Below are 12,815 nucleotides of genomic sequence, written 5' to 3' on the forward strand. Positions count from 1 at the left end.
CTGGGATAGTGTGTCTGGTGATTGTGTCTAGTCTAGGCGATCGCCCTCCAAAGTCACCGAAAATTCTCTCAGTCCTAACTCTGAAACCCACCCTCTGCCATGCGCTACCCCTTTTGGCTCCCGTTCCTGCAACTGGCCGGTGTGAACATGGTCTCGAATCTGCTGGTACCGCTGGCGGGGCTGCTGGATCTGGCGTTTTTGGGCAACTTGGCAGAGATTCGGCATCTGGCGGGCGTGGCGATCGCCACCGTTTTATTCAACTATCTATACTGGACCTTTGGCTTTTTGCGGATGGGCACAACGGGCACCACCGCGCAGGCAGTAGGCCGGGGCGACGCGGACGAAGTGCTGGTGACGGGGCTGCGGGGTGGGGCGATCGCCCTGACCGTGGGGCTGGGGATTGTGCTGCTGCAACTGCCGCTGCGAGAGATTGGCTTTACGCTGCTGAGCGCCGCACCGGAGGTAAAACAGGCCGGGCGAGCCTATTACAACGCGATGATCTGGGGGGCACCCGCGACGCTGCTCAATCTGGTGTGGATGGGCTGGTATTTGGGGCGGGGTAAGGGGCGAGCGGTGCTGCTGCTGTCGGCGGTCAGCAATGGCGTGAACGTTGTGCTGAACTACTGGCTGATTGTGCGATGGGGCTGGGCCAGCGCAGGGGCGGGCGCGGCCACGGCCCTGAGCCAGTACGCCATGCTGGGGGTGGCACTGGGGCTGCTGGGCTGCGAGGTGTCCGGGGCGCAGGTGCGGGCAGTGTTTCCCAAGATCTGGAACGCGGCAGCGCTGAAGTCCCTGGTTCTGCTGAACGGCAATATTGTGATTCGCACCTTTGCCCTGATTACCACGTTTGCAGTGTTTACTAACCTCAGCGCTGCGGTGGGAACGACCGTGCTGGCGGCAAATACGCTGCTGCTTCAGGTGGTGACGCTGGCGGCCTACTTCATCGATGGCCTCGCCTTTGCCACCGAAACCTACGCGGGCCAATTTCACGGCGGCGGTCAGCGCGATCGCCTGCGGGCCTTGGCGGAACTCTCTGGAGCGCTGAGCCTGGGACTCGGACTGGCGATCGCCCTCCTGTTTGCCCTGTTGCCCCAACCGCTGTTTCGCCTGCTCACACACCATGCCGACGTGCTGGAGGGCGTGCGCCAGTCGGTCTGGTGGCTGCTGCCGCTGCTGGGCTTCGGCTCCCTGGCGTATATGCTCGACGGCTATTTTCTCGGCATCACGGCGGGAAACGTGCTGCGAAAGTCGGCCCTTGCCTCATCGCTGCTGGGCTTTGCTCCCATCGCGGCGATCGCCTGGCAAACTCAGAGCAACGCGCTGCTGTGGCTGGCGCTCACTTGTTTCATGGCAACCCGCACAGTGACGCTGGGCTGGGCGCTGCGGCAATCTTACCTAGAGCGCTGCTAGAGATTAGCGGGGTAAGATTAGCAGGGAACTGGCTCGAATTTGTCAATGCTGCCATCTGCAAACAGCGATGGGAAAGATGCCCGTCTTGCAGCACATAGGAGCGGACGAAGGGCAAATCGCGCACGATGCTAGGCTGAGCCAGCAACAATTGCTCCAAGTTTTGGACTATCTCAATGACCATTTAGATCAGGAGATTAAGCTGGCGAATCTGTCAAATCTGCTAGGCACTAGCCAGTTTCACTTTAGTCGTTTGTTCAGACAATCGGTCGGACTTTCTCCCTATCAATACTTGCTTTAGCAGCGCATCGAAACGGCGTAATTACTCAACCCAATAGCCAATCGAACTGATGTGAGGTAAGGGCACGAGAAATGGCATCAAAGGCAGAAATGCCCTGACGCTTTGCAGTATTGACCAGCGAACGCACCTGAGCGAATAACTCTGCTCCCCAGTCTGAGCGGAATCCGTTGGTCACCTTGCGAAAGATTACACTCCAGCGCAACGCCTGTTCACTCGCATTATTAGTCGGCGGGATTGCCTCATCGGTCAGAAACAGTAACAGATGAGCGCGAATCTTCTGATAGCGTTTGAGCAACCTTTGTCCCTCGACTGATTTGGGCTGCAAGTTGAGAAGCTCTCGGAGTGACCCACGCAATCGAGCGCAATACTGTTCGACGGTCGAGGTGGCAAGGATCTGTCGTCGCCGTTGCAAGGCGATGGCTTTGAGCAACAGCCGTTTCATCCGGGGCGCAAACAAATCATCCCCTGCATCAATCGCATACTGACAATCACGCAGTTGATGCGCTAGACATACTTGCCAGTCTTGGGCCGGATGGGCTGCCTGAGCACTGAATAAGTCAGACACCCAAATCTGCGGTTGATGCCCAGCCATCACGGTATCAATGACCGTTTTGCCACGAGTGGGACGAATCCCATGCAGACACACCTGGTCGTTTTGAAACACCCATTCCCACTGGTTTTTCCCATTCACCCGCGCCCCGGTTTCATCCCTACCAACTAGCCGAGCACTGCGTAAACGTTCCACGATCTTGGCAATTGGAGTTTCTAGCTGCCCCTGCACCCGTTGCAAGAGATTGGCAATGGCTCCTTCCGACAGCTTTAGACCGTAAAGGTCGCCCATCAAGTGGCTCAACTGTTGGTAGCTGATCGCATGGCTGTAGCGTAGATAGGTGACTAGACTCGCAACACTCGTACCAAAGGGAGACCCTGGCTCTAATCCGACTGGAACCGGAGCCTCATACGCCTTTTGGCAACACTGACAAGTCCCACCGTAGCGTTCAACTCGGGTGATGTGAGGGGTCAATCGGGGCAATTCAATGCGCTCGTAAATCCCACTCAATCGCTGCATTGATAAGTCAACTTCGACCCCACAGTGGGGACAGCTTTTAGCTTGGGCTATCACCACTTGATCTGGTTGTTGGCTCAATGTCCGCCCACCGTTGCGGTGATGCCTCGTTTCCTCACCCTTGACGGAAGTTGATTGAACACGGCTCTGATTGGGCTTAAAGCCTTGAGATGGAGGCAGACTCGAATTCTTTGACGTTTTCTTGACCCGTTTTTGCTTCAGCCTTTCCGCCTCCGCTCGCAAAGTTTGCAACTCCTGCCACAGCCCGCCTAATCAGGGCATCCTTTTCGCTATGGCTCAGTCCATCGAGGGAGGGCAGTTCCTTCATGGCAAAAGCTTATCATCTTCTGCTATGGCCCTGCTCAGATCAACCTAGTTGAGCAATTACGAAACGGCAAAACAACTGCTCAAACAAACCGATGATCCAATTATGGAAATTGCGCTCCGCTGCGGATTTAATAGCCACTGCCACCTGATCCAGCAGTTTCGTAAATTGACAGGAACCACCCCCAGTCGCTATCACAGCGATCGCTAGGAAATCGCACCCGCAGAATTGCCCGAGCACAACATCTGCACTGAGATAGAGGGGCGATCGCCCGCGATCCCATCACGGGGTTGCCTGTCCCTAGGGCGCTTCTTCCGCAGGCGAGGCCTGCACCTGGCAGGGCTGGGTCTGGCAATTCTGGATATAAAGCTGCTCGACGTAGGACTTTTGCCAGCTTAGGGGAATTTCTAGCAGGTCGCGGGGGCCAGTCAGGGCCTGACCCACAAAAAACAGCAGGGCAATGGTATTGAGCGCGGTGTGGACTCTACGCCAGGTCAGGGCTTTTTCCTTGTCGCGGCTGTAGATGTCAGGGGCGATCGCCAGCGAAAAAATCATCAGCATGGCGGCGATCATGCCGTAGTAGAAATGCGACACCTGCCACTCAAAATCGCGCCGAAAAACAAGATCGTACAAATTTCCGTCGCCAGCCTGAAACTTTTGGAAGCCGATAATCCACATCCCTAGCCCCGTGAGCATAGCAAACAGGGCCCGCCAGAACCAGGCAGTTTGCGGATTCAGCGAGGCAGCGCGATAGAGAAACACCAGTGCGGCGATAGTGGCGATAAAGAATCCCAGAATTAGGTAAAACCGGGTGGAATTTGCCGCCCAATTGCCGCTGTCTAGCACGAGCTTTTTGTAAATCGGCTGCGCCATGCCCAGCAGCGTGATGCCCACGACAGAAGCGCTCAGCCATTTGCCCAGCTTGAAATGGTCGGGGCCGACGATGGGCGGAATCTTGCTCTTGTCTCCGGCAACAAGCTGTAAGCGGCGCTGACGGGTTTGCCAGGCAAAGTACACCACCGCACCAATCAGGGGGAACACAAAGAAAACGGCGATCGCCGGATGCAGCAGTGTAGCGATATCTTCAACACTCATGGCAGGTTAGATCCGCATTAGGTCAGCAGCCTGAATCCTTCAATCCTGAAGCAACTACGTGCAACAGCCCCGCTTGGATCTCCAGATTCAGGATTAGCTTAGGGAAACTGCCTGCATTCTAAATGAATTTTGACTGAGAAAATAGCGGCTGCGTGGGAGTTGAGCGCTTTTCAAAAAACCGTTTCTGAAAAACTAAAAGCCCGCTTGATTGAAAGGCCCACTTTATTGAACGCATTCCTGAAGAAGGGCGATCGCCCTTAGCCAGGATTCACCCGCATCAACACCTGCCCAAATTCTACCGAGTCACCGTTTTTCACTAAAATTTCGACGATTTCGCCGTTTACCTCGGCCTCGATTTCGTTCATGATTTTCATCGCCTCGATGATGCACACCGTCTGCCCATTGCGAATGCGATCGCCCACATTCACAAACGGCGGCTCATCCGGCGCAGGGGCGCTGTAAAACGTGCCCACAATTGGCGAGGTAATCTCCACCAGCTTTTCGGTGGCCAGGGGGGATGGGGGCGAGGGGATGGGAGCAGCCGGGGGCGCAGCGGGCGCAATGGGCGCGACCGGGGCAACCGGGGGCGGCATGAAGCGGGCCGGATCGACGGATTCGACAACCGTTGGGCGATCGCTCTCTTTGCCCTGCTTCCGCAAAATCAGCTCAAAATCGCTGCTTTTCAACGTAAACTCTGCCAAATCGGTCTGGTTTAGCAGAGACAGAAGCTCAAGAATCTCATTAAAGTTTAATTCCACGGTTTTTATCGCCCCACGTCACCAGCGGTCACAGCAAGCCAGCCAAAACTCACGAGGTTTCGCGCCCCAGATAAGTATCGGTGCGGGTGTCAATCTTGATGCGCTCGCCCTTGGCAATGAACAGCGGCACCATCACCTGAGCGCCCGTCTCCACAATGGCGGGCTTGGTGCCACCCGTCGCTGTATCGCCCTTCACGCCGGGGTCTGTTTCGATAATTTCCAAAACGACGGAGTTGGGCAGTTCCACTTCCATCACCTGGTCGCCCCAGCGGACGACGTTCACTTCCATGCCCTCTTTCAAATATTTGACGCGATCGCCAATTTGCGCTGCCGTCAGCCGCCCTTCTTCGTAGCTCTCCATATCCATAAAGACGTAATCATCACCCTCTTTATAAGTGTGCTGCATCACGCTTTTTTCCAAGATCGCCTGGGGGACGGTTTCTCCGGCGCGGAAGGTGCGTTCCACCACGTTGCCTGTTTGGGCATTTTTCAGCTTCGTCCGCACAAACGCCGACCCCTTACCAGGCTTGACATGGAGAAATTCCACCACGCGCCATACAGAACCATCGAGGACAATGCTCACGCCCGGACGAAAGTCGTTGCTGGAAATCATGAATCGAGGTGATGAGAGAAGAACAACCGACGATACATTGTACCGCTTGAGGGGGACGCAGTGGACAGCGGGCTAAAAACGCCGCCTCACAAACGCCACCGCACAAACGCCACCGCACAAACGCCACCGCACAAACGCCGCCATGCAAACGCCGCCATGCAAACCTGGGAACAGCTAGCCTCCCTGCCCTAGAGACTGGCTACACCAGAGAGGCTTGCCGCTCCGCCCGCACCACCTGCGTTTCGTAGCGTCCGTCCGGATACAGCGTGATTTCTCGAAACCCTGGCTGACGGGTCAAATCAATCGAAAATTCGTCGATATTTGGCGAAAACTGGACACAGGTAGACGGTGTGCCCAAATAGCGCACGCCCTGCCGCATCTGGTCAAATTCCTGGTGAATATGCCCAAACACCACCAGCTTTACCTGGGGATGCTGATCCAGCACCGCAAACAAATCCTCCCGATTTTGCAGCCCGATAGCATCCATCCAGGCGGAACCAACGGCCAGCGGGGGATGGTGCAGCGCCACGAGCGTCGGCAGATGGGCAAACTGGCGCAACTGAGTATCAAGCCAGCGCAGGCTATCGTCGGAGAGCCGCCCAGATACTTCGTTCCACTGGCTGGAATTCAGCAAAATCAGGTTCCAGCCGCCTTGTTGCAGGCACTTTTGGGGCGAGGCGGGAAAGACCGAAAGCACCTGCTCCATCAGGGCGATCGCCTGATCGTGATTTCCGGGTAGCCACAGTGCCGGAACGCCCAGCGGCGAAATCAGACGCAGCAAAACTCGGTAGGATTCCTCAGTTTCATCTTGCGACAAGTCGCCTGTCAGCAGCAGCAAGTCGGGCCGGGGCTGGCGCTGGGCCACCGCCTGAAGCACGGTTTGGAGCGATCGCCCCGTTTGGCAGCCCTTCATCTCGCCCTGCTCGTCGGCAAACAGGTGCGTATCGGTCAGTTGAACAATCTTCAAGCCCGCAGAGGGCGAACCCGCAGAGGATGGCATGGGAACCCGCCAGAAATCTTTCAGATGAGAATTATCGCAACTTCCTCGGATGATATACTAGATCCTTGTGGGACGAAGAACCTGTTCGCAGGGAGCGATCGCCCCTGACAAGCCCTTCACAAGTCCCTCACACACAAGTCGGCTGTCAAGACTGTCAAGACAGCAAGCTCGGCGGCATAGCCAAGTGGTAAGGCAGAGGTCTGCAAAACCTTCACCCCCAGTTCGAATCTGGGTGCCGCCTTAATTTTTATGTGAATACGATGCATCTGGAACGAAGTGCCAAGTGTCTATAGCGCAGGGTTGGATGTCACAGCGCCACAGGGATACCCCCTTTGCTCCTCTATGGGAACGCATCAAGGACTGAACCTATTACTTTAGACCTGCTAAAGCACGCGATTGATTTGCTACTTCATTACCTCAAGTTCGGTGAGTTGCCCATCCCAACAAATGCCCAATCAAGCGCTCAATTTTTATGCCTCTTGCAGCGATGTCTTCAGGCTGCGGCAAAAGGTTTCAACTGATTCCAAGGCCTGATGCGGTTCGCCCTCTGCCAAGCGTTTGACAAAGGCGCTGCCGACGATGACGGCATCTGCACCCCACTCCATAACTTGCCGCGCCTGACTCGGCTCTGAAATACCAAAGCCAACGCCGATGGGCTTATCTGTGACGCTGCGTAGCTCTAGCAGCAGATCTTGCACGCGATCGCCCACCTGCGATCGCATTCCCGTCACCCCCGTCACGCTGACCAGATAGATGAAGCCCTGGGCCTGTTGGGCGATCGCCTGGATGCGCTCTTTAGGACTGGTCGGCGCAACCAGCAGCGTCACCTCAATGCCAATGTCTGCCGCAGGTTTCAGCACACTGTCCATCTCTTCTAGGGGCAAATCTGGCACCACCAGACCCCGCGCACCGGCCTCGTAGGCCCGTTTCAGGAAAGACTCAATACCCCGGTTCAAAATCGGGTTGTAGTAAGTGAAGAGAATAATCGGCGCTCGTAATGTCGGGCTGACGGTTTTGACCAGTTCCAGCACGTCTTCTAGCTTCACACCGCGCTGGAGCGCCCGCGAGGCAGCTGCTTGGATAACCGGGCCATCCGCCAGCGGATCGGAGTAGGGCACGCCGAGTTCGATCAGATCTGCACCGCTGCGATCCAGGGCTTGCAGCGCCTTGGCTGTGGTGTCCAAATCAGGATCGCCCGCTGTAATAAATGGAATGAGCGCACACTGAGCGCGATCGCGCAATGCCCCCATGCAATCTGAAACCGACTTCATGCTGTGTCCTGTAGATTTATTTATAAGCCTGGGCCGTTGTCTAGAATTTGTTGCCCAGAGTTTGCTGCCCAGAGCTTATTACCCAGAGCTTGCTACCCAGAATTTTTCACCTAGAATTTATCACCTAGAGCCATGAGCGGCGATCGCCGCGCCTAAGGATCACCAGATACCTTACCATCCAGCGCTGCGTTTTCGTCAGCCGCCTTTTCCTGCTCTAGCTCTGCCTGAAGCGCCGCCAGTTCCTCCGGGGTCATCGCATCCAGTCGCTTTTGCAGCACGGCATCTTCATAGTCCTTGAGCTGCTGGTTATAGGTCATGTTCTGGGTGACTGCGCGAAACAGATACGTCACCAGCCAGCCCAATAGCCCGATGGTCAGCACCGCCTGCGTCCAGATGCCCGCATCGAGGTCGGTTAATCCCAGGCGAGTCAACACGACATAGACGATGCCACCCGCCGCAAACACACCCACCCCAATCAAGATCACGTCAATTCGCCGCATTCAGACCAGCGTTCCAGGCTTAGAGGTTTTTGAAAAAGCTAGAGGTAAACCGTCTAGATTATAGATATCCTAAAACGGTTTAGGACTTACGCACTTACGATAAGGTTTCTGGGTCTTGAAGGATTTCTCGCAAGTGCGCCCGCGAGAAATTCTCCAACTGTGTAAGCCCTAACGGTTTTTGAAACTGAAGACGGCTGCGCTGGAGAGAAATCATGGCCACGTCCGCTTCCAAAAAACATAAAAAAAGAGGGAGCCGAGGGGCCCTGCTTTGATGCCGAAAAAGCTTTCGTGCAGGACAACCGACTCCCTGAGCATTCATTCACCTGTGATTTCAAGTTATCAACCAGGTTTGTCGCTGTCGTGAAAGGGGGATGAACTTTGCATGACAAACCTGGTTGCCTGACACAAGTCCCGAAAGCCCAGAAAATTCGTTGTCTTGGGATCGAAGCCCATAGCTCCTGAGTTGGAGCCGGAGGGCTTGGTCAGAGGAGCTTTTGGGCCAGCGTCCCCTACGAGAAATCAGGGGTTTCCAGAGATGTGTCAGGCAGTCAGATGACAAACTCCAGAGTCAGTCTACGTCTAAAGGCAGGCTCAAGGCTGAGTTGCATCTTTTCATAAGGTTGTGACAGCCTTGTCATTCGATTGACAAATTTCCCGATTAAATTATGAAGAGAATGATGCTTAATGACCTCACCCGGCAATCTAACCTGATGATCTAGAGCAGTTGCCTAATCATTGTCTACCAATAGCTGTCTAAACGTATCGCAGCATTCATATTTCAGCACTAGGGCAGTGTGTGTTGGGGGCGATTTTGTGGTCATGCCTCAGCGCCACTGCCTCAAACCAAAGACACTTTCCTGAATCTACAAAAATTTTGGGAACAATTGGATATAGCGAGGAATCTGACACCGTGACGACCTCTAGAAAGCCTGAGCGCAAATCTTCCATGAAACAGTCTTTGATCTATCTAGCTCTGACAATGGTGGGAGCTGGAGCGGTAGTAGCGGGCGATCGCCTCTTGGCCAATCAAGCGCTGGCTCCTATTGCTTCTACACCAATGCCCGCAGAATCCGTGGTTAGCCAGGTGCAGGCTCCGGCGGCGGTTTCTGCGCCCTCCGCAGCGGCGGCGTTTGCCTCTGGTGGGTCAAACTTTATTGCCAACGCAGCCGAGCGAGTTGGCCCGGCCGTGGTGCGGATTGACTCTTCACGAACCGTGACCCGGCGCGTTCCTGAGGCGTTTAACGATCCCTTCTTCCGACGCTTCTTTGGCGAAGAAGGGATGCCGCCATCGTCTCGCATACAGCAAGGCATTGGCTCTGGCGTAATCATCGACGCTAGCGGGCTGATTATCACCAATGCCCATGTGGTGGATGGGGCCGACCGGGTGACGGTGACCCTGAGCGACGGACGAACCTTTGAGGGACGGGTGCTAGGGGGCGATCGCGTCACCGATGTTGCCGTCATCAAGATTGAGGGCGATCGCCTGCCGACGGCAACACTGGGCAACTCCGACTTGCTGCGTCCGGGAGAGTGGGCGATCGCCATTGGCAACCCGCTGGGGCTGAATAGCACCGTCACCGCAGGCATCATCAGCGCCACAGGCCGCAGCAGCGCCCAAGTCGGCATTCCCGATCAGCGGGCCAGCTTTATTCAGACCGACGCAGCCATCAACCCCGGCAACTCTGGCGGGCCCCTGCTCAACGAGCGCGGCGAGGTCATCGGCATTAACACCGCCATCCGCGCCAACGCCCAGGGCCTCGGCTTCGCGATCCCGATTAACACTGCCAAGCGCATTGCCGACCAGCTCATTGCTACGGGTCGGGTCGATCACCCCTATCTGGGTGTGCAAATGGTCAACTTGACCCCTGAACTGAAGCAAAACATCAACGACGACCCCAATAGCCCGATTCGGGTTCAGGAAGACCGGGGTGTGCTGGTGGTGCGCGTGCAAAACAACTCCCCCGCTGCTCGTGCAGGGGTTCGCGCTGGCGATGTAATTACCAAAGTGGGTCAGCAGCCCGTCACCGCTTCGGAACAGGTGCAGCAGGTGGTCGAAAACAGCCGCATTGGTAGCCCGCTGCCGGTCGAAGTTCGCCGCAATGGGCAGACCATTAGCCTGAATATCACGCCAGAACCGCTGCCTAATCAAGCCAGGAACTAGGGAAGAGGAGTGAGGGGTTGAGGGGCGATCGCCCCGCCGCGAAGGCCGCTGGCTATTGGGGCATCCGACCAAGAGTCAGGCGAACCGTGCTAGAGTTTCGCTAACGTTTCGGTGCATTCCCGACTCCGGAACCGCACTCCTCAACCCTCCCCTCAACCTCCCCCCATCTCCTGCGAACATTTGAACAATGTGACCCTTGAAACGCTCATTCCCAAGGCAAATTTTCCGGTCTTTCGCTGTGAAGAATGCATCCGGATCAACAGCCAGTGGGTGCATCTGCGAATTTGCCAGACCTGTGGCAAGATGCTGTGCTGCGATTCGTCAAAACATCAGCACGCCCGCCGCCATTACGAAGAAACGGGGCATCCAGTCATGAGTTCGGCAGAATTGGGCGAAGGCTGGCTCTGGTGCTTTGTAGACGAAGCCGCAAAAGAGTATTGAGTCTGCGCCCGCAGCCATCGCAACAGACGCACTGCGCCAGACTTGCGTCAGATTTGCGCCAGACTTTTGAGCCGCGCTGAACCGAACCTTAACCCCAAACTCGACAAACCCCGCTAGGCTGTAGAGGTGGCGGGGCTTTTTTGTAAACGCCAACGGCAGTCCAGGGAAGTGTATCGATGCTCTCTCAACTTGTCCAGACCAGTTCCCGTCAAGGCGAAATCGCTGAGGTTGTGCTGCGGCACGGGTGGGACTATATGCGGCGGCTGCTGTCGGGCGGCAAGCTGGACGAGCCGAAGCTGCCCACGCCTGCGGTGCTGCGAAATATTCTGGTAGACCTGGGGCCGGTGTATGTCAAGCTGGGGCAACTGCTGAGTACGCGCCCTGACCTGTTGCCGCCAGACTATATCGAGGCGCTCAGCACGCTCCAGGCAAAGGTTCCGCCTGTAGAGTGGGCAGAAATTGAAGCTGTGATTCGAGAATCGGTTTCGCGCCCTGTGGAAGATGTCTTTCTGGCGATTAACCCGGAACCTGTGGCAGCGGGGTCGATTGCTCAAACCCATCGGGCCACGCTCAAGGACGGCCGCGAGGTGGCGCTGAAGGTGCAGCGGCCGGGGCTGCTGCCTGTAGTGGAGCAGGATATTGCCCTGATTCGGGCGATCGCCAGCCTAGTGGCCCAAACCGAATTTGGCAAGCTCTACGACGTGGTGACCCTGGCAGAAGAATTTTCCCAGGCGTTGCGGGCGGAACTGCGCTTTACCCAGGAGGCAACCTATACCGACCAACTCCGCAGCAATCTGGGCCGCAGCCGCTGGTTTGACCCGGCCCAACTGGTGGTGCCGCAGATTATCTGGGAGCATACGACAGACCAACTGCTGGTGATGGAGTGGCTGGACGGCAAGCCGCTGCTGCTGGCAGAGTTTGCCCCCGCAGAAGACGAGCGATCCGAGAAACGGGCGATCGCCAACCTGTTGCTCCGAGCCTTTTTCCAGCAGGTTTGTTTAGACGGTTTCTTCCATGCCGATCCACACCCCGGCAACCTGTTTTATCTCAGCGATGGGCGCGTGGCCCTGCTGGACTGTGGCATGGTAGGGCGGCTCGACCCCCGCACGCAGGACATCTTGCTGGAGCTAATCTTGGCCATTGTCAGCCTGGATGCTCAGCGCTGCGCTCAGCTCACGCTGCAACTGGCGCCCTCGGAGGAACCCATTAACCTGACGCGGCTAGAAACAGACTATGAGCGGCTGCTGCGGCAGTATTACAGCCTCAACCTGGGGCAGATTAACTTCAGCCTGCTGTTTTATGAGGTGCTGCAAGCGGCACGAAAGAACAAGATTCGCGTGCCAGGAAACCTGGGGCTATGTGCAAAGGCGATCGCCAATCTAGAAGGCGTTGCCCGCACGCTCGACCCCGAATTCAACTTTTCAGAGCAAATTCGCCCGCTGATGACCGATTTGTTTCGCCGCAAGCTGGTGGGCGATGCGCCGCTGCCTGCCTTCTTGCGGACGCTGCTGGATGTGAAAAATCTGTCGCTGCAATCGCCCCGCCAAGTTGAACTGCTGCTCGACCGCGTCACCTCTGAAACGCTGAACTGGAACCTGACCGTGCGCGAACTGGACACCTTGCGCCGCACCGTGGATTCTTCTGCCAATCGGCTCTCCTTCAGCATTGTGGTGGGAGCGCTAATCATGGGCGCGGCGATTATCACCGCAAACGCCCCCGTCAGCCGCGTGGTGTGGATCAGCGAGGCGCTGTTTGCCGCCGCCAGCATCCTGGGGCTATGGCTAATTATCAGCATCCTGCGATCGGGGCGGCTGCGCTAAACTCAGTTCATTAGCTCATTAGCGGCCTCTAGCTCTAGCATGGCTTTGCATGGTTTT

The 12,815-nt window shown here is 56.4% G+C and carries 12 protein-coding genes, 1 tRNA gene and 2 pseudogenes; 8 read left to right on the plus strand and 7 right to left on the minus strand.

All coding sequences use genetic code 11. The features are described 5' to 3' along the window. Positions 1-99 precede the first annotated feature (99 nt). Entirely contained in the window at positions 100-1,410 is a 1,311-nt protein-coding gene (locus HPC62_RS01520; RefSeq protein WP_172353448.1) for an MATE family efflux transporter, read from the plus strand. A 133-nt stretch (positions 1,411-1,543) separates the two neighbouring features. After that, positions 1,544-1,705 (plus strand): annotated as a pseudogene (locus HPC62_RS01525) (helix-turn-helix transcriptional regulator); the annotation flags it as partial. 28 nt (positions 1,706-1,733) lie between these two features. Here the strand turns inward: HPC62_RS01525 and tnpC are convergent. Then, a complete protein-coding gene (tnpC, locus tag HPC62_RS01530) occupies positions 1,734-2,834 on the minus strand; it encodes an IS66 family transposase (RefSeq protein ID WP_315872759.1) in 1,101 nt (366 codons plus the stop codon). Positions 2,835-3,162: 328 nt separating this feature from the next. Between tnpC and HPC62_RS01535 the strand changes: the two are divergent. After that, positions 3,163-3,309: pseudogene (locus HPC62_RS01535) on the plus strand (helix-turn-helix domain-containing protein); the annotation flags it as partial. A gap of 90 nt (positions 3,310-3,399) precedes the next feature. On the opposite strand, the gene HPC62_RS01540 reads toward HPC62_RS01535, so the two are convergent. The 3 genes from HPC62_RS01540 to efp form a co-directional block, all read right to left on the minus strand. Beyond that, positions 3,400-4,194 (minus strand): DUF4079 domain-containing protein, encoded by a 795-nt coding sequence (locus HPC62_RS01540; protein WP_172353451.1) that lies wholly within the window; start codon positions 4,192-4,194, stop codon positions 3,400-3,402. Positions 4,195-4,451: 257 nt separating this feature from the next. Further along, entirely contained in the window at positions 4,452-4,952 is a 501-nt protein-coding gene (gene accB, locus HPC62_RS01545) for an acetyl-CoA carboxylase biotin carboxyl carrier protein (RefSeq protein WP_172353452.1), read from the minus strand. A gap of 49 nt (positions 4,953-5,001) precedes the next feature. Then, positions 5,002-5,565, minus strand: a complete 564-nt coding sequence (gene efp, locus HPC62_RS01550) for an elongation factor P (protein ID WP_068510736.1) — start codon at positions 5,563-5,565, stop codon at positions 5,002-5,004. Positions 5,566-5,625: 60 nt separating this feature from the next. Between efp and HPC62_RS23810 the strand changes: the two genes are divergently transcribed. Continuing rightward, positions 5,626-5,757 (plus strand): hypothetical protein, encoded by a 132-nt coding sequence (locus tag HPC62_RS23810; protein ID WP_255548842.1) that lies wholly within the window; start codon positions 5,626-5,628, stop codon positions 5,755-5,757. Between the two features lie 7 nt (positions 5,758-5,764). On the opposite strand, the gene cpdA is transcribed toward HPC62_RS23810, so the two are convergent. Then, positions 5,765-6,565: a 3',5'-cyclic-AMP phosphodiesterase gene (gene cpdA / locus HPC62_RS01555; protein ID WP_172353453.1), complete on the minus strand. Its 801-nt coding sequence runs from the start codon at positions 6,563-6,565 to the stop codon at positions 5,765-5,767. A gap of 170 nt (positions 6,566-6,735) precedes the next feature. Between cpdA and HPC62_RS01560 the strand changes: the two genes are divergently transcribed. Further along, positions 6,736-6,806, plus strand: a tRNA-Cys gene (locus tag HPC62_RS01560). A 229-nt stretch (positions 6,807-7,035) separates the two neighbouring features. On the opposite strand, the gene trpA is transcribed toward HPC62_RS01560, so the two are convergent. Further along, positions 7,036-7,836, minus strand: coding sequence for a tryptophan synthase subunit alpha (gene trpA / locus HPC62_RS01565; protein ID WP_172353454.1), 801 nt, complete (start codon positions 7,834-7,836; stop codon positions 7,036-7,038). A 152-nt stretch (positions 7,837-7,988) separates the two neighbouring features. After that, entirely contained in the window at positions 7,989-8,336 is a 348-nt protein-coding gene (locus HPC62_RS01570; RefSeq protein ID WP_172353455.1) for a DUF3007 family protein, read from the minus strand. Positions 8,337-9,282: 946 nt separating this feature from the next. Between HPC62_RS01570 and HPC62_RS01575 the strand changes: the two genes are divergently transcribed. The 3 genes from HPC62_RS01575 to HPC62_RS01585 all read left to right on the plus strand — a co-directional run bounded on the left by HPC62_RS01575 (position 9,283) and on the right by HPC62_RS01585 (position 12,758). After that, positions 9,283-10,497, plus strand: a complete 1,215-nt coding sequence (locus HPC62_RS01575) for an HhoA/HhoB/HtrA family serine endopeptidase (protein ID WP_172353456.1) — start codon at positions 9,283-9,285, stop codon at positions 10,495-10,497. Between the two features lie 165 nt (positions 10,498-10,662). Continuing rightward, positions 10,663-10,938, plus strand: a complete 276-nt coding sequence (locus HPC62_RS01580; RefSeq protein WP_172358716.1) for a UBP-type zinc finger domain-containing protein — start codon at positions 10,663-10,665, stop codon at positions 10,936-10,938. A gap of 176 nt (positions 10,939-11,114) precedes the next feature. Further along, positions 11,115-12,758, plus strand: a complete 1,644-nt coding sequence (locus HPC62_RS01585) for an ABC1 kinase family protein (protein ID WP_172353457.1) — start codon at positions 11,115-11,117, stop codon at positions 12,756-12,758. Positions 12,759-12,815 lie beyond the last annotated feature (57 nt).

This window comes from Thermoleptolyngbya sichuanensis A183 (assembly GCF_013177315.1).
Taxonomy (GTDB): Bacteria; Cyanobacteriota; Cyanobacteriia; order Elainellales; family Elainellaceae; genus Thermoleptolyngbya; species Thermoleptolyngbya sichuanensis.

What these genes read in the sequence shown, in the direction of transcription:
- HPC62_RS01520 (WP_172353448.1), top strand. Translation starts at nt 100, where the DNA reads ATGCGCTACCCCTTTTGGCTCCCGTTCCTGCAACTGGCCGGTGTGAAC.
- HPC62_RS01540 (WP_172353451.1), bottom strand. Translation starts at nt 4,194, where the DNA reads ATGAGTGTTGAAGATATCGCTACACTGCTGCATCCGGCGATCGCCGTT.
- efp (WP_068510736.1), bottom strand. Translation starts at nt 5,565, where the DNA reads ATGATTTCCAGCAACGACTTTCGTCCGGGCGTGAGCATTGTCCTCGAT.
- cpdA (WP_172353453.1), bottom strand. Translation starts at nt 6,565, where the DNA reads ATGCCATCCTCTGCGGGTTCGCCCTCTGCGGGCTTGAAGATTGTTCAA.
- trpA (WP_172353454.1), bottom strand. Translation starts at nt 7,836, where the DNA reads ATGAAGTCGGTTTCAGATTGCATGGGGGCATTGCGCGATCGCGCTCAG.
- HPC62_RS01570 (WP_172353455.1), bottom strand. Translation starts at nt 8,336, where the DNA reads ATGCGGCGAATTGACGTGATCTTGATTGGGGTGGGTGTGTTTGCGGCG.
- HPC62_RS01575 (WP_172353456.1), top strand. Translation starts at nt 9,283, where the DNA reads ATGAAACAGTCTTTGATCTATCTAGCTCTGACAATGGTGGGAGCTGGA.
- HPC62_RS01585 (WP_172353457.1), top strand. Translation starts at nt 11,115, where the DNA reads ATGCTCTCTCAACTTGTCCAGACCAGTTCCCGTCAAGGCGAAATCGCT.